The sequence below is a fragment of the Flagellimonas chongwuensis genome (assembly GCF_013376415.1).
GTDB classification, from domain to species: Bacteria; Bacteroidota; Bacteroidia; order Flavobacteriales; family Flavobacteriaceae; genus Flagellimonas; species Flagellimonas chongwuensis.
Genome location: NZ_WYET01000001.1, coordinates 13824 through 35628, shown reverse-complemented (window position 1 = coordinate 35628; position 21805 = coordinate 13824). Strand labels below are relative to the sequence as shown.

Here is a 21805-nt window from a genome sequence, read left to right as displayed (position 1 = left end):
CAACTTTATTCCTTGGGAGAGGGAAGAATCCAGTCGTTGTGGGCAAAATGTTTCCACGGAACGCTGGCCAAATCCACATTGGGGTCTATAAATGGTTGATACGGATTTTGATTTATCCTTACTTTGTTGTCCACAAAAATCTGTATGGTCTCTCCTTTATCGGTGTATTCTTTTTTGAGCCGTTGGGCAAACTGCCAGATAAAATCGGGATAACAGGTAACTCTTTGTTTTTGTTTTTTTGTGAGATAGTCGTTCAGGTTAACCTTGGTCGTGTCCTTAGTCTGAGCGTTCACTACTTTGTAGGTGATTCTTCCATCACGGCTACGCAACATCATTCGCCAGCTTAATCGGTGTCCCTCTTCGGTCCAGAGCACATCATCTTTAAAAAAATGGTGTCGAATCGGCAAGACCAATTGAAATAGGAAATAAATACCCAAAACCGTTAAAGTGATGGTTTTGGTTTTTGGTATGATGACCTTGGTCTCTGGAATTGTTTTCTTAGTTCTTAAAAAGATGTTCCTAATAGTTTGCGGCTCAAAAAAGAACACGATAAACGCTAAGGACAGATACGGGAAGATTCCTATTTGAAACACGATGCTATTGAACAAGTGAAAGAAAATGGACAGTACGAACGCAAATTTTCGGGTGGGTTTCCAAAGGAGGGCGGGAATAATCAAGAGATCAAAGCCTATTCCGAAAACCGCTATTATTTTGTGTACCCACTTAAGTTGAAGAAATTCACCGATGATATAGTAGTCTTTTTTAGAATACATCAGAACATCTATCATACTAAAATCCAGCCAATCCGCATATAGTTTAGCGATGGATGCGTAGGTGTACACGATAAAGAGTTGAAGGATGATGATCCATCGAACCCAGTTGTACATGGATTGTGAGCGTAGCCCAGGGTTTAATTTTGCGTCCAACGAAGCATCGCGATGTGCAGGTAAGAATGCCATGATGTAGGCGAGCAGCATCAATAGATAATAGTGATTGTTGTAGGATGTTTTCTGCATCAAATACACACCCGACCATAATACGGCAAAGGCCAACGCGCTAAATCGATATTTGAATCCGAAAGCGATCATAAGCCCCAAAGTGCCCATGATGGCAAAGTATATGTACATGCCGTTGCCGGGCAGAGGTTGCAGCCATTCAAACCCTATAAAGGAAAATGTGAACTGGGGCTCCACCAAGGTGCGTCGTACCCAGCCCGTTGCTATGGCGCCATAGCATTCCGCGCTGACCAACAGTCCATAAAATACCCGGAAAACCACAAGTTGTGCGTTGTCAATCTTCTTAAATAGAAATTGGCTCAACATTTATTTGGAGATTAGATCCAAAGAGTGGTCTTTGTCCTTTTTTAATTGTTCCTTAAGTTCTTCTATGGAGTTGAACTTATGCTCGTCGCGTATGCGGTGCAACAGTTGCACTTGGATTTTTTTGTCGTACAGGTCACCCTCAAAATCAAAGAAATTGACCTCTATACTTTTTTGGGAGCCATCCACGGTAGGGTTAAAACCAATGTTCATCATTCCAAAGAATTCTTTGCCGTTGAGTTGGCTTTTGACCACGTAGGCCCCATTTTTTGGAATTAACTTATATTCTTCTTCAATATGAAGGTTGGCGGTGGGAAATCCAAAGTCCCTTCCCAGACCTTTGCCCTTTTTAACCATTCCGGTAAGCATATAGGCGTAGCTCAGATAGTTGTTTGCGGTTTCCACATCTCCTTCCAAAAGCGCTTTTCTGATTTTTGTGGAGCTTACGGAAACATCATCGATTTCTTGGGCGAGAATCTCTTCCACCTCAAAATCGAAGGTATTCCCAAATGCAATCAAATCTTGGATATTGGCATTTCGATTGCGGCCAAATCTGTGGTCGTACCCGATGATGATTCTCTTGCTCTTTATGTTGTTCACCAAGATGTCACGAACAAAATCGACAGCGGAAAGTCTAGAGAATTGTTTGGTAAACGGATGTATGATCAAATAATCCAATCCCAAAGTTTCAAGAATCTGCTTTTTTTCTTCAAGGGTGTTCAGCAATTTAATGTCCACATCCTTCTGCAATACCATTCGGGGATGAGGGAAAAAAGTGAGCACCGTTGACTTTAGACCTGTATTTTTGGCACTATTTGTGAGACGTTTCAGTATTTGGCGGTGTCCTAAATGTACACCGTCGAATGTACCGATGGTCACCACAGTGTGGTGTGGAATGTCCTTAAAATCAGAAATGTTGTGGATTGTTTCCAACTCAAATAAAGAAATAAAAAAGGCTTACATTTGAAAATATACTATGCCCTAACCGTGTATGAAAGCTAAATTACATCTTGTTTTTTCAATAACCATATTTTTTAGCTGCTTTTGCATTTTTGGGCAGCAAGGTTATTGGAAAACAGTGCCCAAACAGTCCAACCTACGAAGTGCTTCCCTAACCGATATTTCGGGGGCTACCAAGGTTTTGTCATTGGATAAAACGGCCTTTTCGACCCAGATAAAATCTTTTTCCGCTGCAAAGTCGGCAGGTAAAATAGTATATCTTCCCAACGGCGAAGGTGCTATTGTTCCCTTCAATTTGAAGGAAACATCGGTGTTGCATCCGGATTTGGCCAAAAAATATCCCAACATAAAATCCTATACCGGTGCAAGTTTGGATGGTAGGTACAAGGTAAAGCTGAGTAGTTCCCACAAAGGCTTGCAATCTATGGTTGTGGATTTACAGAATAACAAAACGGCTTTTATGGAGCCGGTTTCCAATAGGCCCAACACTTATGTTGTGTATGATAAGGAGGATGGGCTTTCTTCCAAAATGGATTTTATCTGTGCTACTGCAAAGGATTTGTTTGGTTCCGGAAGCAAATCATCGGGAGGTACTCTCAAGACAATTGTTCCCTTGGTAGATGATCAGGTGTTGCGAAAGTATAGAATCGCAGTCTCCGCCTCAGGGGAGTATACCCAAAAACTTGGCGGTACCGTGGCCGATGCCCTGGCGGGAATCAATGCAACGTTGACACGCGTAAATGAAGTTTTTGAAACGGATTTAGGAGTTACATTGGAGCTTGTGCCCAACAATGATGAGATTATTTTCACCAATCCCGATACCGACCCATATGGAAATAGTTTGAATTCCGAAGTACAGTTTACTATTACATCTAGGATTGGGGAAACGAATTATGATGTTGGCCATCTTTTTCATCAAGTGGGAGAAGGTTTAGATAATGGAAATGCCGGATTTATAGCTTCCGTTTGTGTGGATAACAGAAAGGGTAGTGCTTTTTCGTCGGCCAATAATCCGCAGGGAGATACATATGATTTGGACTTTGTGGCTCATGAGTTGGGCCATCAATTTGGAGCCAACCACACCTGGTCTTTTGAGTCAGAAGGCACTGGGGTGCAAGCGGAACCTGCTAGTGGTTCCACGATAATGGGGTATGCGGGTATCGTTACAGGAAATAATGTGGCGGCCAATGGTGATGATTATTTTCACTTTTATAGCATACTGCAAATTTCAGCTTATTTGGAAACGACTTCTTGTGCCGAAACGGTGGCATTGGTAAATTCTCCACCAGTTGTAACACCTGTTGACGACTATATTATTCCTAAGGGTACTGCCTTTGTTTTGGAAGGTAGTGCAACCGACCCAGATGTAGGCGATGTGCTTACCTATACGTGGGAACAAATAGATGATGGTCTGGTCACTAGGTCGTCGTTTGGGTCCATCAATCCCAGTGGTGCCAATTTTAGATCTCTCAGGCCAACTACTTCTCCAATACGATATTTTCCGCGACTATCACGAGTTGCACAAGGAAATCTTACCCAAACCAATCCAAATGTAGGGGCGGCTTGGGAGACCGTTTCTGATATTGAACGGAATCTTGGTTTTGCATTTACTGTTCGCGATAATGCGGAAGGAGGAGGGCAAGTGGTCTCCGATGTCCTCAATGTGAGGGTCATAAAAGCGTCAGGGCCTTTTTCGGTGACTTCCCAAGCCGAGACTCAAGTGTATCAAGCGGGTTCTGTTCAAGAAATTACATGGGATGTTGCTAATACTGATGTTGCTCCCATTAATGCCCAAAATGTGGATATATTCCTCTCTTTGGATGGTGGACTTACCTTTCCGATAACACTTTTGGAGAACACCCTTAACGATGGTTCGGAGGAAATCCTTTTGCCTGGAAATACCACAAATACAGCGAGGATTATGGTAAAGGCAAGCGAAAACATATTCTTCGCTGTCAATAGCACGAACTTTGTCATAGAGCAATCCGAAGTAGTCTTGAATTTTGAATCGTTGGAGTATGAAGTATGTCAACCAGATGACATCATAATTCCTTTTACATACGAGACCTATGCAGGTTTTAATGAGAACTCTACATTTTCGGCGGATGTGCCGGCGGGATTAACGGCAAACTTTTCCCCGATTGACGCAAGTGTTGATGAAACTGCCGTTGAGTTGACGTTGTCCAACACGGACAATATTGCTCCGGGTGTATACGATATTACGGTTTCTTCCGAATCAACATCGGTTACTAAAAGTGTAGTTCTTTCCCTTACCGTACAAGATGGTACTTTTTCTGATGTTGCCTTGCTCTCCCCGGCCAATGGTGAGGTAGGGGTTTCTTTGGATGCTGAACTCAGTTGGCAGGAGAACTCCCTGTACTCTAACTACGATGTTGAAGTAGCCACTGATGCAGGGTTTACGGATATTGTTCAATCTGCATCAACTCCTTCCACAACCTTTAAAACCAATAGTTTGGAAGCCGAAACCGAGTATTTTTGGAGAGTTAGGCCAAACAATGGCTGTGGGACGGGAACATTTGGCACGCCTTTCAGTTTTATAACATCACAAGTAAATTGCAAGAACAGGGAATCCAATGATTTGCCTATCAGCATATCTTCATCAGGTACCCCAACAATTAGCACATCTGTTTTGTTTGTGGAAGATTTACCGATATCCGATGTAAACGTGAACTTGCAGTTGGATCATACCTATTTGGAGGATTTAATAGTTACCCTTATTTCTCCCATGGGCACAAGGGTGACACTGATTTCTAACACCTGTGGTGATTTAAGAAACATAAATGCCGTTTTTGATGACGATGGGGACCCAATAGCATGCTCAGGAAATCCGGCTATTTCTGGAACCGTAGCTCCAATCGGTTTTTTATCGTCCTTAAAAGGGGAGTCCATTATGGGCCAGTGGGTTTTAGAAATCCAAGATACGGCAGCGAGTGATGGAGGAAGTTTAATAGATTTTTCGTTGGATATATGTATTGAAGGGAGTTATAGGCCAGATGAAGACGATGATGGTGTTTTTGATGACGGAGATGATCTATGTCTTGGAACTCCCAAAGGTGTTGAAGTGGATACCAACGGATGTGCAGTGTATAGGTTTGCTTCGGATAATTTTGAAATAGAAATAGATAGTGAAACTTGCCGAAGCAATGATGATGGCTCCATAACAATTGTTCCAGTTGATACTTCCATTAACTATACGGCCGTTTTGGATGGCCCTGGCGGTACAGAGTCGTTTGATTTTACAAATACCCTAACCTTTGATAGCCTTGTCTCCGGTGAATATTCGATTTGTATTACCGGCACCAATGGTTTGATAACGTATGAGGAAGTGTGCTTCAACGCTATGGTTTCCCAGCCAGATGTACTGGATATCAATGCACTGATGGACTCTGGTATTTTAAGTGTTGAATTGAGCGGTGCCTCCCTTTATAATGTGGAGCTTAATGGTCTGGTCACCCAAACAGAAGAATCAAGGGTTCAGCTTGCACTTAAAGAAGGTACTAACACCCTGAAAGTATATTCTAATCTGCCTTGTCAAGGTGTGATAGAGGAAACCCTGTTCTATTCTTCAAGACCAATAATTTCGCCAAATCCCGTAGATGCCATTACCTCGGTTTACATGGCTGGTTATGAGGGCGATGTATCTGTACAGATTTTTACATCAAATGGTAGATTGGTTCGAGCGGAGAACCGAAAGGTTGCGGGAGACGATTTACAACTAGATCTATCCGGTCTTACCAAGGGTATTTATTATCTAGGTATACAAAAGGCAGGTGCAAAAGAAATGTTCAAACTGATAAAAAGATGATTCGAAATATAATTTGGTTATCCATTTTGGTTTTGTTGGTCGGTTGTGGCGGGGACGATGGGCCTCCTCCAGCACCACAAGGAGCTCAGTTGGTATTTCCCGAAGAGAATTCTGAGTGTACCACCGGAACGGATGTCAATCAAAATGCTACGCAGATTACATTTAGGTGGACGGCATCCAACAATACGGATAGTTATACGCTCACCGTGGTCAATTTGAACACCAATGTGCCCCAAAATATTTCTACGGCATCAACCTCCGCTAGTTTGACGATTTCCAAGGGAACACCGTATGCTTGGTCAGTGACTTCGCGAAACTCTCGTTCCGACCAAGTGGCATCGAGTCCCACGTGGTTGTTCTACAATGCTGGGTCGCAGACAACCTACGCGCCTTTTCCCGCACAATTGATGCGCCCAATGTCTGGCGCAACGGTACAAAAGGACATTGCGAACGAAATACTATTGGAGTGGTCCGGTGCCGATGTTGACGGAGATATCGATTCTTATGAGGTTTTCTTCTCCGAGAGTAATCCACCTATCGCTTCTGTTGGTGTTGCCAACGCTACAACTATGGAATTGCCGGTTGGGGTTGAGTCCGGAACAGTCTATTATTGGAGGGTGATTACCACCGATTTGGAAGGTAACACATCAATATCTTCGGTGTTTGATTTTAAAGTACTTTAGACTTATTTTCCGTTAAATTGATTCATAGTGTTTTTTGCACCTGCAAAAATAAAGGAGCGGACAAGGTCAGTTGATATTTTTAAACGTTCGGGCATCGCTTTTTGTTGGTCGGTGTCCCATTTGCCCAAAACATAATCCACTTGTTGGCCTTTTCCAAAATCGGAACCTACACCAAACCTAAATCGATTGTAGGAAGTAGTCTGTAAAACGTTCTGAATATCTTTTAAGCCGTTGTGCCCACCATCACTTCCTTTTCCTTTCAGTCGAATCGTGCCAAAGGGCAAGTTGATGTCATCAGTGATGATCAAAATGCTATCAAGGCCTATATTTTCTTTGTCCATCCAGTATTTTACGGCCTTCCCGCTTAAGTTCATATAGGTGGATGGTTTTAGGCAGACCACGCTTTTTCCTTTATGTTTAAACGTTGCAACGGCTCCGAGCTTGGCACTTTCAAAAGTGAAATCTTCCTGTTCGGCCAAAAAATCAAGGATTTTGAACCCAATGTTGTGGCGTGTCTCATCGTATTCGGAACCAATGTTTCCAAGTCCAACGATCAAAAATTTTTTCATAGGGTCGGTTTCTTGTAGTAGTTGTTTTGGTTTGCCAAAAAGTTTTTCGATAAAGTTGGGCATTGGCTGCTGATGGTTTGCCCAAAAATACAAAAGCATCCCAAATTTTTACCTAGGTAAAAACGGGATGCTCTTGTAAAAATCTTCAGAAGGCTATTCCGCAGCTTCTGCTTCTGGAGCTTCACCACCTTCGGTAGCTTCTCCTTCTACTCCTTCTTCATCTTCGTCTTCTAGTTCTTCATCAACAGATGTTCTAGAAGCTTTAACCTGAACGATAGCAGTACTATCTGGGTGAAGGAAAGTGTAATCATCGCTTAGGATGGTCTCCACTGCAATAGTTTGTCCGATTCTCAACTTGGAAATATCCACGGTGATGAAATCGGGAAGCAATGCGGGCAATGCTCTAATGGAAAGTTTTCTCTTTCTGAAAAGCAAACGTCCACCGTTTCTAACACCTGGAGAGTTTCCTTCCAAACGTACTGGAATCTTCATGGTGATTGGCTTGTCCTCGAACAACTGGTAGAAATCCACGTGTAGGATACTATCCGTTACAGGGTGAAATTGAATGTCCTGCAAAACGGCGTCAAATTTTTGACCATCCGCCAATTCAATTACCGCGGTGTATGCATTTGGAGTGTACACCAAGTCTTTGAATGCGATTTCATCAGCTTCAAAATGCACTGGTTTATCCCCTCCGTAAAGCACGCAAGGGACCTTTCCAGCATTACGTAAGGCTTTGGTAGCAACCTTGCCCACGCTTTCTCTTTGGGATCCATTGATTGTAATTGACTTCATTGTTATATATTAAATTGATTTACATTAAAAATTTTGAAGATATGGATGTGTTGTGGTGAACTCTGTGCATAACATCTGCAAATAGGTCAGCACAGGACAACACTTTGATTTTCTTTTGCTCGTGATCTACGGGAATGGAATCGGTTACGATCAATTCCGACAATTTTGATTCTTCAATTCTTTGGTATGCCTTGCCTGAAAGCAATCCGTGTGTCGTTACTGCCCGTACACTCTCGGCACCTCTCTCCATCATCAAATCGGCAGCTTTGGTAAGTGTTCCTGCGGTATCCACCATATCATCGACCAAAACCACATTTTTACCCTGCACATCACCAATAAGCTCCATGTGGGAGATAACATTTGCCTTTGCACGTTGCTTATAACAGATAACTACCTCGCACTCCAAGGCCTTGGAATAGGCATAGGCCCTTTTTGAACCTCCCATATCCGGCGAGGCAATGCATAAATTATCAAGATTTAAACCTCTTAAATAAGGCAAGAACAGGGTTGATGCGAACAAATGGTCCACCGGTTTTTCGAAAAAGCCTTGGATTTGGTCCGCGTGCAAGTCCATAGTGATAATTCTAGTGGCACCTGCGGTCTCCAACATTTTTGCTACCAATTTTGCGGCTATGGGAACACGGGGTTTATCCTTTCTATCTTGTCTGGCCCAACCAAAATAGGGCATAACCGCTGTGATGTGTCTTGCAGATGCTCTTTTGGCAGCATCGAGCATCAACAACATTTCCATCAAATTTTCCGAACTTGGATTGGTGGAGCCTATGATAAATATTCTGGCTCCCCTAATAGATTCTTCGAACGAGGGCTGAAACTCACCATCACTATAACGGGAGAACTGGATTTTACCCAATTCTGCCCCATAAGAAGCAGCTATTTTCTTGCCCAGCTCAACACTTTGGGTGCAAGCAAAAATTTTAGGTTCGGGAACTTGATAGGCCATTACAAATTCTTGTTAACTAGCGATTTAAAGTACTTTAAAATAAAGAGGTGCAAATTTAAAAATTAAATTGGGTTGCTCAAGGATAAATCAAAGTATTTTTTGGTGATAAATAAAAAATATTTTTTAGCTTTGCACTCGCATTTGAAAATGTAGTGCCAATGCCTTGGTGGCGGAATTGGTAGACGCGCTGGATTCAAAATCCAGTGTCTTCGGACGTGTGGGTTCGATTCCCACCCAAGGTACTTAAAACCTCTACAAATTTGTAGAGGTTTTTTATTTTCGGAATGTTTGTTATTGCAAACCGTCAATTTGGCTTACTTCTGAAGTATAATTATCGGATTTTTCTACCTTTGACCTATGAGAGTAGTCGCAGTGATTTTGTCTTTGCTTACCATTTTCCTGTCATCCTATCCTTGTTGTCAGGAATCGGATAATTGTTCAGATACCTTCGCAACATGGGACAGCAGTGAAAATGAGTCAGGTGACGATAATCATGAAAAGGAGCCTCCCTGTTCACCTTTCTTTAGCTGCGGCAGATGTTCCGGTTTTACCTTGACCTATGATGGATTGCTGGATATTGTTTCAAGGGAAATACTTGTCAAATCCAATATAGAGTATTATCAAAAACTGATTCCCAAAGAGGTCTATTCCTACGACTTGAAACCACCCCGCAACTTTGAAGTATAGTTGAGCTTTACAAAATATCCTTGGTCTTAAATCCGGCCAAGAAAATCATACTTCAAAAATTAAGAAAATGAAATTTAAAATATTTTTGGTACTCTTCCTTTTGGGAATGGTACCCGTTCTGGCACAGAACACCCTTGACATTGTGGTCAAGGACTCCATTGACAAAGAACCGTTGATCGGCGTAACCGCTGTTTTACCCTCATTGGATATTGGGGCTATATCCAATGAATCCGGTAAAATTCATATTGAAAACATACCCAATGGCACGTTTCAATTGCAACTGAGTTATGTTGGCTATGCGAAACTTGAACGAAGCTTTAGTTTTCCCTTGAATGCCACACAACAAAAACAGATAATTTATCTAGTTCCACAGACTGAGGAAATGGAGGAAATCACCTTGGTGTCCACCAGAAGTTCCCGTACCATTGAGGATATCCCGACACGGGTAGAGGTCATTGCGGGGGAGGAACTCTCCGAAAAGGGCAATATGAAACCTGGGGACATACGCATGTTGCTCAACGAAAGTACCGGTATCCGTACCCAACAGACTTCCGCCACTAGTTACAATTCCAGCATCCGTATACAGGGGCTCGACGGTAAGTATACCCAACTTCTCCGGGATGGATTCCCGTTGTATTCCGGATTTGCGAGCGGTTTGAGCCTGATGCAAATAGCTCCTTTGGACCTTAAGCAGGTCGAGGTCATCAAGGGTTCCAGTTCTACCCTTTATGGAGGTGGGGCGATAGCTGGGTTGGTAAATTTGATTTCTAAAACACCTGAAGATGAGCCCCAACTCAGTTTTATGGCCAATGGCACCTCTGCTCTTGGATTGGACCTAAGTGGTTTTTATTCCCAGAAATTCAAGAAGATTGGAACTACTGTGTTTGCTTCCTACAATTTGGGGTCACCCTATGACCCTGCCGATATCGGTCTAACGGCTATTCCAGAATTCGACCGATTTACATTGAATCCAAAGCTGTATTGGTATCTAGGAGAGCAAACGGAGCTATTGCTAGGAATCAATGCTATTTGGGAAGATCGACTTGGTGGGAATTTGGACTATGTTAAGGGGGAACCGGTGGAAAACCCATATTTCGAATCCAATCAAACCGAACGTGTTTCCACTCAATTGGGATTCAAACATGTTTTTAATGAAGAAAATCGATTGGAATTAAAGAATAGTTTCAGTTTTTACGATCGTACCATCCAGATTCCGGACTTTACCTTTTCAGGCTATCAGCGTTCTTCCTTTAGTGAGCTGAACTTTTCAACCAGTTCGGAAAACGGTCTTGAATGGGTGTTCGGGACCAATCTATGGACAGAATATTTTAAAGATAACAGGGAAGATCAATCCATAGCACTGGACCAATCCTATCAAATTTTTGGATTGTTCGCTCAAAATGTATGGCAAATCAATGAAGGGCTCAGTTTGGAAACAGGTCTTCGTACCGATTTTCATTCCGATTATGGAGCTTTGGCATTGCCTAGATTATCCATATTGTATGAACCAAGTCAAAAATTGACATTTCGACTGGGGGGTGGAATGGGCTATAAAACCCCTACGGTCTTTACGGAGGATGCGGAACGGCTACAGTTTAGGAACGTGCTCCCCATTGATATTGATCAAACTGATTTGGAACGTTCTTTGGGCGGTAATTTTGATATAAATTATAAATGGGCGCCCATGCCGGGCATGACCATGTCCATCAATACGCTATTATTTTATACCAGAATAGATGATCCTATGGTATTGCAGTCCGAAGGAGACGACTTTTACACTTTTGAGCAACCCGATGGATTTGTGGATACCCGCGGAGCCGAGGTCAACCTGAAAATCAAATATGGCGATTTTAAGTTGTTCACGGGCTATACCCATGCCAATGTGAAGCAACATCAAAATGGAGAAGTTTCCGATTTTCCCTTGGTGGCCGAACATCGATTGAACAATGTATTGATGTACGAGCGCGAAGGGGACCTTTGGATTGGTCTGGAGGGATATTATTATAGTCCCCAGAAGCTTTCTTCGGGAGAAACAGGCCAATCCTATTGGATTGTGGGCTTAATGAGTGAAAAAAAGATAAGTGATAAATTCTCTATTTTCCTGAATTTTGAAAACTTTCTGGATACCCGACAAACCCGTTTCGATACAATATATTCCGGAAGTATAAGTGACCCTCAATTTTCGGAAATTTATGCTCCAGTGGATGGTTTTGTAATCAATGGCGGATTCAAGATTAAAATTTAAATACGGATAGGACAGTCTTTTTGTGTTATGCCCATTTAACTATTATGATGGTTTTAGTTCACCCTATAAGTAATCTTTCTATTGGTGATGATGGTTTGCACCCTTATGTCCAAAGTAATGATATTGGAGGTTGATAAAGGTGAGCAAACATAAGCTTCGTTATATAATTGCACCCGATACAGATACCCATCCATGCTCATGTTGGGATTATTGATGGTCAGGGTGTCGGTGTCGGTTCCTGAGTACATCCCAAAATCAGAAATGTCGGCAAAGTTTGCACCACCGTCGGTGCTTACTTGCCATTGATATTGTGTGGTATTGGTCGTTATGATGTTGAGGTTGCCCGGATGTCCATCAAAAATAATGGCGTTTGTCTGGATTGCTGAAACTGTGGGACTGTTTCCGGCTTCGGTATAATCATAAACGGTGTTGCCATCCCCATCTACCGGAGTGGTATATCCACCTTGTCCCAAGACCATTCCGGAAGAATTGATGGTTACTGGGGAGTTGCCCAGAAGACCATCACCATCAGGATCCGTAAAACCAGCCTCCACAACGTCGTAACATCCGTCCGAGTCACTATCAATGGATGTGTAGTTTAAAAATGTATCGTTGTCAGAATCGGCTATGTTGTAATTGATGGTTCCATTATTGTATTGTGAAGGAGCTTGTACCGCGTCTGGAATACCATCGGTGCCGACCGGACCGGGGATACGCCCATTTACTGTGGCGACACCGTGACCGGCTTCCACGGCATCCAAAATTCCATCGTTGTCACTGTCAAGGTCGAGTCCATTGGCGAGGCCATCCCCATCACTGTCCGTTGGGGAGCAACCTGTGCTAAAACTGTCATCGTTAACCGCAAAGAAAACCGGATCTGCATTGGCAGAAATTTCTAATCTAAAGATGACGGCTTCTGTTCTCTCAGCAGCTGTCAATCCGAATTCTGAGAGTTCAACTGCGGCCAACCTGATATTCTTTTTTACGTTTTTATTGTTGGGGGTGTCGTTCACATTATATTGGTCGATCATTGAATTGCCCACAATAGGTGTGTTGTTCCAGTTTACTTCGACGCCATTGCCAAGGTAGTTCCCATCTTTGTCCAACAAATGCAGTCTATTATAATTAGATCCCCCAGATAGTTGAGCGCCCTGGGTCAAAAGAATATCCATGATGCCGTCACCATATGCTGGAGTATTGGTGCCCCCTAATCTAAAATACCATGCATTGCCGATATTGGCAATGGCATAAGCCATGTCCAGTCCTCGTTCTCCTTGGTATAAATAAGGGTTGAAGGGAATTCCTCCGGTGGTCAACAAAGGGCCGGCAGCTTGTCCGTTGTTCCCATCAATAGATCTTCCTTCCAGGCGTATTCCGGATAGAATCTTTGTGACCGGTTTAAGTGCTCTCCAAGAAGTTTCTTCCACATTTAGGTCGCCTATTCCATTGCCGTCCGTATCGATTTGGTCATAATAGCTGTTACTGTCGCTATCTATCATTCGTGTAGATGCCACTCCGGTCGCATATGTGTTGCTTCCAACTGTAAAGCCCAACAGGGTGGAAACGTCATCGTAGGCTTTTGGATTTAGGCTCCCTACGGATGATACCCAGAAGCCACGGTAGTCCGTATAGATTGAGGTGACATAATTTGTAGTGCTGTTGGATGGTGGTGGTGAGCCAAATCCAACATTGGTCTCACAACCATCTTCGTAAATATCGGGAATACCGTCATTGTCATCATCTTGGTCAATATCGTCAGAGATGCCATCACCATCACTATCTAAACTGAGTTGGTTCATGTGAGGGCTTTTGTTTGATGAATTGTCAAGAACATCAATTTTGTCAAGTTCAGGATTGAACAAAACTAAAACAAGCACGATTAGACCGATAAGAAAGCGTATGTATGTCAAAATACAATTATAGGTTTGGTTTGTTGGTCGATTATCGATTGGAAAATCAAAGGCAAATTAGATGTATCTGTGGTTTCAGTATATTTTTTGTTGTTAATCTGCTGTAAAGTATGGTGTAGTTCGTCGATTAAGTGGTTCGCTTGTTGCGGATGCCCTAGGTAAAAGCTTGTTCTGAAAACATCTTGATGGAGTTGGGCATCAAAAATTGTTAAAAAACTGTGAAAAACTATTTTGGACGATTTGTGACAAGTGTGAATTTTTTGGAGACCTTACTATACGTTTGTTCACAAGGTTTTTGACTCTTGAAAATCTCGAATGTTGATAAAAGTGTTAAGAACCTAATTGCCAAAACCGCGAATCCAAGTAAAGAAAATATGAATTTTACAGTCAAGCTATTTTTTACAACTCCAAACCGTTTTCTTCATGCAGATTACTCAGATAACTAAGAGGGATTTTAGTACGCAAGAATTTGATTTACACAAGATTACAAATGCAATCTTGAAGGCCATGACAGCTGTGGAGCATGGTCAGATCACTGATGCGCAGACCATTGCCAACAACGTCAACCAAGTGTTGTTGGAGAGAAAAAGTCAAGACGAACATTATTTGCCGACCGTTGAGGAAGTACAAGATGTTGTTGAGAACGAACTTATGGATAGTGAGTTCCATGATGCGGCAAAAGCATACATTATTTACAGGAATAAAAGGGCTCAAATGCGCGAGTCGGACATTTTTGAGAAGCGTATCAACTTAAAGCCTTATGAGTACCCGCAATTGTATGAGTATGTTCCAGCAATCCGTCATTCGTATTGGATTCATACCGAGTTTAACTTTACCAGTGACATTCAGGACTTTAAATCTGGACTGAGCGAAGTGGAGCGCAGCGCCATCAAAAACACGATGCTTGCCATTTCTCAAATCGAGGTTGCGGTGAAATCGTTCTGGGGCGATATCTATCACAGAATGCCAAAACCGGAAATCGGTTCTGTTGGGGCCACCTTTGCCGAAAGTGAAGTGCGCCACCACGATGCATATTCCCACCTTCTGGAAATTTTGGGATTGAACAAGGAGTTCGAGAACTTGAAGAAAAAGCCGGTAATCATGAAAAGGGTGCAGTATTTGGAGACTGCACTGAAGAATGCGAAAAGCGAGAACAATAAGGACTATGCAGAGTCGGTATTGCTGTTCTCACTTTTTATAGAGCATGTATCGCTATTCTCCCAGTTTTTGATCATTATGGCATTCAATAAACACAAGAATGTCCTAAAAGGGATATCGAACGTGGTTGAGGCGACCTCCAAAGAAGAGCAGATTCATGGTGATTTCGGAATCGACATCATTAACATCATCAAAAAAGAACATCCGGAGTGGTTTGATGATGCCTATAAGGAGATGATTCAGGATATCTGTGAGAAAGCATTTGAGGCAGAAAGTAAAATAGTGGATTGGATTTTTGAAGATGGTGAATTGGATTTCTTGCCAAAAAACTTGGTGAACGAATTCATCAAAAACAGATTCAACAACTCATTGGAGAGCATTGGCATCTCCAAAATATTCGACGTTGACCAAAAACTATTGGAACAGACCGAATGGTTCGACGACGAAATCATTGGAACAAAACACGGAGATTTTTTTGTAAAAAGATCCATCAACTATAGCAAAAGAACACAAAGTATAACAAGCGACGACCTTTTTTAAATTATGGAGAAGAGAACACAAACCCCGACCACTGACCAAAAGCAAGATTACAAAACACAGGAACTTGTAAACGCAAGAAAGGATACCTTGTCCAAACTTAAGAATGAGGAGGATAAAGGTTTTGAATGGTTGAACGAATATAGCCGAAAGTTTTTGGCATCAGGATACCTTACCGAAGGGGTTACCCCCGAAGGTCGTATCCGTGAAATCGGCGATAGGGCAGAGGAGATTTTACAGATTCCGGGGTACTCGGACAAGTTTTACGGTTATATGTCCGAAGGTTTCTTTTCTTTGGCTTCTCCGGTATGGTCGAACTTTGGTAAAAAGCGCGGGTTACCTATTAGTTGCTTTGGTTCCCATATAGATGATGACATGGGGAACATCCTTTACACACAATCGGAGGTTGGGATGATGTCGAAGCTTGGTGGTGGAACTTCTGGATACTTTGGAAAAATAAGACACAGAGGCGCACCTGTTAAAAATAACGGACAGGCCTCGGGAGCTGTTCACATTATGCAGTTGTTCGAATCCATGGTTGATGTAGTGAGCCAAGGTTCCGTTCGTCGAGGTCGTTTTTCTCCATATTTGCCCATTGACCACAAGGATATTTTGGAATTTTTGGAAATCGGGACCGAAGGAAATCCTATCCAACAGTTGACTCATGGTGTTACCGTGACCAACCAATGGATGCAGGAAATGGTCGAGGGAGATGTTGATAAAAGAACCGTTTGGGCAAAAGTGTTGCAACGTAGAGGTGAGATGGGATATCCGTATGTATTCTTTACCGACAATGCCAACGATGGTGCAGTGGATGTGTACAAGGACAAAAACCACCGTATCCACGCCAGCAACTTGTGTACAGAAATTATGTTGCCATCCAATGATGATTGGTCGTTTGTATGTGTGCTTTCCAGTATCAACCTATTGCATTACGATAAATGGAAGAAGACCGATGCCGTTGAAACGATGGTTCATTTCTTGGATGCGGTAATTACCGAATTCATCGAGAAACTGGAAGCTTACAGGGATTCTTCCGATAGGGACGACCAACAAACTTTCCTCTTCATGGAAAGGGCGTATAATTTTGCAAAACAAAACAGAGCATTAGGTTTAGGTGCTTTGGGCTGGCACTCTCTTTTACAGTCCAAGAGATATGCATTCAACAGCCAAGAAGCCTATAACTTGAACAGTGAAATATTCAAAGAAATCAAAGAACGCTCTTACAAGGCGTCTGAGCAATTGGCCGAACGTTTTGGTGAGCCCGAAGTGTTGAAGGGTTATGGTAGACGTAACGCTACGTTGAATGCCATTGCTCCTACTACATCCTCAGCGTTTATTTTGGGACAGGTGTCACAAGGAATCGAGCCTATCTGGTCCAACTGTTATGTGAAGGACATTGCCAAGATCAAAACCACGATCAAGAATCCGTTCTTAATGGACCTATTGGAAGAAAAGGGACAGAATACCAACGAAGTTTGGAAAAGCATCCGCGATATGGATGGATCCGTACAGCATTTGGAATTTTTGACCGAAGCTGAGAAAGCAGTCTTTTTAACCTACTCGGAATTAGACCAGTTGGATATCATCTATCAAGCTGCAAACAGACAAAACCATATAGATCAAGGACAGTCAGTGAATATCATTGTACACCCTGATATGCCTACAAAGGAGGTCAATAAAATCCACGTTACCGCATGGAAACTGGGCCTAAAATCCTTGTATTACCAGCATAGTATGAATGCCGCACAAAAATTCAAACAAAAGAAAGATTGTGTGAGCTGCGAGGCATAAAAAGCAAATAACAATCAATAAAAAAAGGAGGTTCGAATTAACGAAACCTCCTTTTTTCTTCAAACTAACTAGAAAAGATCATAGTATCTTAATGTCTACAGAGGTTCTGCTTTGCCAACCGGTAACATCGGTTACGGAGTAGGAGCAGTGATAATCCCCGGGGTCAATATCTTCTGGAATGTCAATTGAAACGTTGATTTCATATGAAGTGGCGCCCTCTTCAACATCAAAATTCTCTATATAAATCATAGGGTTCACTGCATCCTTAGTAGGTTCCAGTTCACATTGGGCGCCTTGGTCATCATGTGTGTGATGGTCAAAATTGTGATGGATGTTCAAACTGTAAGCAGCAAGCGCAAGATTATCTGTCGCTCGAGCCTTAAAGGTGTAGGTGTTTCCCCTTTCCAGGACTTCACAAGCTTGGGGAAATCCACCATCATAATTAATTGTTATGGATGGTTTTTCCTCGTCAACACCACTATCGTCACTACTGGAACAAGATGCTAGCATCATTATCAAAGGAAGAATCCGTAAATATTTGATAATCGATTTCATATTCATTTTTTAAAAAAATTAGCCGCATGGCATTCAAGTGCCATGCGGCAATTGGTTTTATGATGCAGTTACATCAATATGTGTTTCGTATTCAACGGTGTTTCCTTCTTCATCTTCGATTGTAAAAAGAATATGGTATTCGCCTGCTGGGGCAGTTGCAGGAACATCGATGTGCTCATGGAACTCTGCTTCGGACAATTCGTGATATCCTTCGGAATATGTTTGCTCAAAGTCCCATTCCACTTCTCCTTCACCTACAGGCAAGTCGTGTCCATGAATGTCGACCGTAATTTCATGGATTCCGTTAACCGCATTGATCATAAATTCTGCATGCATATCTGTACCGCGAACTACGGTCTCATCAATGGAAAATGCACTTAATGAGATGGCGTCCATAATGTCTACATGGCCTTCGACCTCGGTGCTGTTCCCCAATTCATCTGTAACGGTCAAAGTAATATGGTATTCACCAGATGGAATATCCGAAGGGATGTCCACATGCTCGTGAAATGTTGGGTTGATTACCAAATAGCTGGCATCGGTATAGGTCTGCTCAAAATCCCATTCCACTTCACCTTCTCCTACTTCAAGGTCATGTCCGTGAATGCTCAATTCGATACTGCTTACCGTTCCGGGAGCATTGATTTCAGCTTCTAGATGGATATCCGAACCTTTGTAGGCCACTTGCTCTGTTGAGTGTGAACTTCCTTCGCCATATTCAAAATTCGAAATTTCGGGTGCAGCTACAGAAGAGCCCCCATCATCGTCACTGCTACAAGAATGTAAAGCAAAAGCTCCCAATGCGATAATTGCCAAAGATTTAAAATTAGTTTTCATGTTGTTTCTGTTTTTGGTGTTAAACTTCATTTGGATTAATTAAAATGGTATGGTCATCGAAACTGAAAGGTTCCTGCCAGGTTCTGGAACATCGATGAGCCTGTAAAAACTGGTATGATCGTAGTATTCGGTATTGAATACATTGTTTAGTTTGATGCGCAATTGTGCTGGTTTTCCCTTGCCAAAGAGTTGGATTTTTGTGTTGGCCGAAAGGTTGAGCGCTTGGTACCCATCGGTAACCTCTTCTGGTGGCACAATATCATTTTGGGCGGCTGTTACCCTAAAATCAGCCGTAAACTGAGGTGATTGCATAAAGGCGATATCCTTGAATTGATAACTGGCCGAGAACAATCCCGAGAGCGGAGGCGAAAACGGAATGGTAAAATCTTTTTTGGGTCCGCTGGTCTGTCTGGAATACACATACTCGACAGACGAATCCAACCGTAGCATCGGAGTTACATTGATTCCGGCACGAGCCTCCCCACCAAACCGGAACACCTTACTTTGGGTGTACTCGTAAATTTGCAAGGTTTCATAATAATTGGGGGTTGGGTTCAGGTAAATAAAATTCTCAAAGAAATTCACAAATGGGCTAACCCCAATATTGAATTTCGAAGAGGAATGATCAATATCAATATCCAACTGATAGGATTGTTCGGGGTCAAGGTTCATATTGCCCCTCTCATATCGGTACATATGGTAGTTTACCCCATCAGAGGCCAGTTCGTTGGCCAAGGGCATTCTAAAGCTTTTGCCAAGATTTATCTTGTAGGAAGTGTTTTTATGGATGTAGCTCAGGCCAAGGGAACCACTTACATTTCCAAATTCGATGTTCTCATTCAGGGCCCGTTGTAAGTATACTCTGGAAGTGGAACCATCTGGGTTTTCTATCGGGGTTTGGAACCAATCAAAATGGGCCTTGGTCTCCATTAGGCCAGCATCATAACGTAGCCCTCCTTGGAGGTGAAGATTATCGTTCAGCTTAACGTGATCATAAATGAAAACTCCGGCAGAGTACCTATTGTATGCTGGAATCAAGAATCCCCAGCCACCAATATTGTTATTTTGTAATTCGGTGTTTATTCCAAGGACTATATGGTGTTTGTCATTGGGGCTGAAGGTGTCCTTAAGGTTTAGGGAGTATGTATTTTTTGTGAATATCCGTTCCCTGCTATTGGGAGGTGTCGGCATGTTTCCATGTGGAACAGGCTCAGAATTTTCATCTCGCTGATTATTTTGATAGCCTAGATCAAGCTCTAAGGTATGTTGGTACAAATATAGGGTAGTATTGTTGGTTACCTTAAAATGGTTCACACGATGAAAGGGGAGGTCCACATCACGGTTGGAGCGGTCATAATCAATGCTAGAGGAGCGAACCTCAAGACCATGGGCGTTGGCAAAAAATCCGTTCTTGGCGTTAACATTGCTAAAAAAGGTTTCAGATTTTATATTGTCCGAGATGTAACCAATACTAAAACTGGTATTGATCTCTTCGCCCGCAGTATTTCTGAGGTTGTTGTCGTGAAGCTCAAAAATGTAGTTTTCATAGTTGATCCTGTCCGTGGGAACTTTATAATCGGCATAATCCCTATAGGTTAAACGACCTCTGTAGAACCAATGCTGTTTTCGGCCCTGTATACCGGTAGATATGCCGATCAGGTCGTTGTTGGTCTCTCCCAATAGATTGACCTCCCCGCTGAACGAATTCGGCAATGGGACTTTGGAGGGTTGAATGTCCACGACCCCTGCAATAGCATCAGACCCATAGACCAAGGATGCGGGACCTTTGACAATCTGAATACTTTCTATTCCGTATTGATCAATTTCAAGGCCGTGATCATTGCCCCATTGCTGGGCTTCGTGCTTAATACCGTTCTGGACCACACTAACCCGGTTGAAACCCAAACCACGAATAACAGGTTTTGATTGTCCGGCACCGATTGTTATAGTGCTTACCCCCGGAATCTTTTTTAGGGTTTGCATTAAACTGTTTTCCCGATTCTTGTTCAGGAATTCTTCATCCACCCCCACGGTTATGGTGGAGAGTTCTTGGGCTTTTCGTTTTTCCGTTTTTCCAAGAAGTTCCACGCCATCCAAATTTGTGACGGATTCCTTTAATCGTATGGTCAGCCCTTGGACATCATCTCGACCGATTTCCACGGTAAAATGTTCATGTCCATACCCGATATGGGTAATTTCAAAGCGGTATTTTCCAGCCGGAACGGTTTTTATGACGAACTCGCCATTGTCCGCAGAAATTGCATATAGATTTTTTCCAATTATGTTTACCCCAGCAATAGGTGCCGAAGTATTTGCATCCACGACAATACCTTTTATAGTGTGGTATTCTTGAGCGGATGCCGAAACGCACAGACTGATGAGCAGCCATGCGAATAGCAAGTATTTAATCATTTTAGGGAATACTATGGGATTCTCAAATTGCCTCCAGAGAGGAAGCTTCTAGATTTATTCTCCATTGCATTGTTTCAGAAAAGTTTGAATGAATCCATCAATGGACAGTTGATAAAGCTATACGATTACAGCACGCTTTTGTACATATTGAATGCAGTCAAATTTCTTTAGTCCTTAAAAAGGACCAAGACTTTTTGTTGAAAAAAATGAATGGGTTTTTAGATTGTTGGCGGAGGCCTCGAGAAGAGCTGGCTTGTTGCCAAGGTGCCAGAAACCTGAAAATCGTACTTGGAATCAATGTTCTGTTGAACAGCTATTTCAATTTGCTCGGAAATAGGTTCATGAGAATCGGTTAAAATGCCAGGCGTATGAGTATCGGAGGCGATATTGTGACAAATGGCACAATGATCTAAATACCCTTCCGTATCGTCGTGGTGGGTAAGCACATGGAGCCCAACAAGCTTCGTTGCCAAAAACAGGGCAAGAAACGCAAAGGTGATACTATTTAAAAAACGACTGTTTTTCATTCAAGAACAAATCTATTAAAAAACATTGTT

The 21805-nt window shown here is 42.4% G+C and carries 16 protein-coding genes and 1 tRNA gene; 7 read left to right on the top strand and 10 right to left on the bottom strand.

Annotated elements, in window-relative coordinates:
- Positions 1-5: 5 nt before the first annotated feature.
- Positions 6-1322 (bottom strand): HTTM domain-containing protein, encoded by a 1317-nt coding sequence (locus tag GUA46_RS00130; RefSeq protein ID WP_176618813.1) that lies wholly within the window; start codon positions 1320-1322, stop codon positions 6-8.
- Complete coding sequence (locus GUA46_RS00125; RefSeq protein ID WP_176618812.1) at positions 1323-2252, bottom strand: bifunctional riboflavin kinase/FAD synthetase; 930 nt, start codon at positions 2250-2252, stop codon at positions 1323-1325.
- Between the two features lie 58 nt (positions 2253-2310).
- Here GUA46_RS00125 and GUA46_RS00120 point away from each other — a divergent pair, with 58 nt between their 5' ends.
- Together GUA46_RS00120 and GUA46_RS00115 are read left to right on the top strand one after the other, a co-directional pair.
- Positions 2311-6105 carry a reprolysin-like metallopeptidase gene (locus GUA46_RS00120; protein WP_176618811.1) on the top strand — a complete coding sequence of 1265 codons (3795 nt, stop codon included), beginning with the start codon at positions 2311-2313 and terminating at the stop codon, positions 6103-6105.
- Positions 6102-6788: a hypothetical protein gene (locus GUA46_RS00115; RefSeq protein WP_176618810.1), complete on the top strand. Its 687-nt coding sequence runs from the start codon at positions 6102-6104 to the stop codon at positions 6786-6788. The genes GUA46_RS00120 and GUA46_RS00115 overlap by 4 nt, the downstream gene beginning before the upstream one ends.
- 2 nt (positions 6789-6790) lie before the next feature.
- On the opposite strand, the gene pth is transcribed toward GUA46_RS00115, so the two are convergent.
- From pth to GUA46_RS00100, 3 genes are all read right to left on the bottom strand, one after another.
- On the bottom strand, positions 6791-7420 hold the full coding sequence (gene pth / locus GUA46_RS00110; protein WP_176618809.1) for an aminoacyl-tRNA hydrolase: 630 nt from the start codon (positions 7418-7420) through the stop codon (positions 6791-6793).
- A gap of 90 nt (positions 7421-7510) precedes the next feature.
- Positions 7511-8152 carry a 50S ribosomal protein L25/general stress protein Ctc gene (locus GUA46_RS00105; protein WP_108245309.1) on the bottom strand — a complete coding sequence of 214 codons (642 nt, stop codon included), beginning with the start codon at positions 8150-8152 and terminating at the stop codon, positions 7511-7513.
- A 19-nt stretch (positions 8153-8171) separates the two neighbouring features.
- Positions 8172-9113, bottom strand: a complete 942-nt coding sequence (locus GUA46_RS00100; RefSeq protein WP_176618808.1) for a ribose-phosphate pyrophosphokinase — start codon at positions 9111-9113, stop codon at positions 8172-8174.
- Positions 9114-9273: 160 nt separating this feature from the next.
- On the opposite strand from GUA46_RS00100, the gene GUA46_RS00095 reads away from it, so the two are divergent.
- The 3 genes from GUA46_RS00095 (at position 9274) to GUA46_RS00085 (ending at position 12045) form a co-directional block, all read left to right on the top strand.
- Positions 9274-9355: transfer RNA gene (locus tag GUA46_RS00095), tRNA-Leu, on the top strand.
- A gap of 115 nt (positions 9356-9470) precedes the next feature.
- Positions 9471-9800 carry a hypothetical protein gene (locus GUA46_RS00090; protein WP_176618807.1) on the top strand — a complete coding sequence of 110 codons (330 nt, stop codon included), beginning with the start codon at positions 9471-9473 and terminating at the stop codon, positions 9798-9800.
- A 67-nt stretch (positions 9801-9867) separates the two neighbouring features.
- Positions 9868-12045 carry a TonB-dependent receptor gene (locus tag GUA46_RS00085; RefSeq protein ID WP_176618806.1) on the top strand — a complete coding sequence of 726 codons (2178 nt, stop codon included), beginning with the start codon at positions 9868-9870 and terminating at the stop codon, positions 12043-12045.
- Positions 12046-12098: 53 nt separating this feature from the next.
- On the opposite strand, the gene GUA46_RS00080 is transcribed toward GUA46_RS00085, so the two are convergent.
- Positions 12099-13844: a hypothetical protein gene (locus GUA46_RS00080; RefSeq protein WP_176618805.1), complete on the bottom strand. Its 1746-nt coding sequence runs from the start codon at positions 13842-13844 to the stop codon at positions 12099-12101.
- A gap of 534 nt (positions 13845-14378) precedes the next feature.
- Here GUA46_RS00080 and GUA46_RS00075 point away from each other — a divergent pair.
- Positions 14379-15653, top strand: coding sequence for a ribonucleotide-diphosphate reductase subunit beta (locus GUA46_RS00075; RefSeq protein ID WP_108245305.1), 1275 nt, complete (start codon positions 14379-14381; stop codon positions 15651-15653).
- 3 nt (positions 15654-15656) lie between these two features.
- The gene (locus tag GUA46_RS00070; RefSeq protein ID WP_176618804.1) at positions 15657-17444 is read left to right on the top strand and encodes a ribonucleoside-diphosphate reductase subunit alpha; all 1788 of its coding nucleotides are present in this window, start codon (positions 15657-15659) and stop codon (positions 17442-17444) included.
- Between the two features lie 78 nt (positions 17445-17522).
- On the opposite strand, the gene GUA46_RS00065 is transcribed toward GUA46_RS00070, so the two are convergent.
- The 4 genes from GUA46_RS00065 to GUA46_RS00050 all read right to left on the bottom strand — a co-directional run bounded on the left by GUA46_RS00065 (position 17523) and on the right by GUA46_RS00050 (position 21775).
- On the bottom strand, positions 17523-17999 hold the full coding sequence (locus GUA46_RS00065; RefSeq protein ID WP_176618803.1) for a DUF4625 domain-containing protein: 477 nt from the start codon (positions 17997-17999) through the stop codon (positions 17523-17525).
- Between the two features lie 57 nt (positions 18000-18056).
- Positions 18057-18836 carry a DUF4625 domain-containing protein gene (locus GUA46_RS00060; protein WP_176618802.1) on the bottom strand — a complete coding sequence of 260 codons (780 nt, stop codon included), beginning with the start codon at positions 18834-18836 and terminating at the stop codon, positions 18057-18059.
- A 39-nt stretch (positions 18837-18875) separates the two neighbouring features.
- A complete protein-coding gene (locus tag GUA46_RS00055; RefSeq protein ID WP_176618801.1) occupies positions 18876-21248 on the bottom strand; it encodes a TonB-dependent receptor in 2373 nt (790 codons plus the stop codon).
- Between the two features lie 218 nt (positions 21249-21466).
- On the bottom strand, positions 21467-21775 hold the full coding sequence (locus GUA46_RS00050) for a hypothetical protein (RefSeq protein ID WP_176618800.1): 309 nt from the start codon (positions 21773-21775) through the stop codon (positions 21467-21469).
- Between the last annotated feature and the right edge of the window lie 30 nt (positions 21776-21805).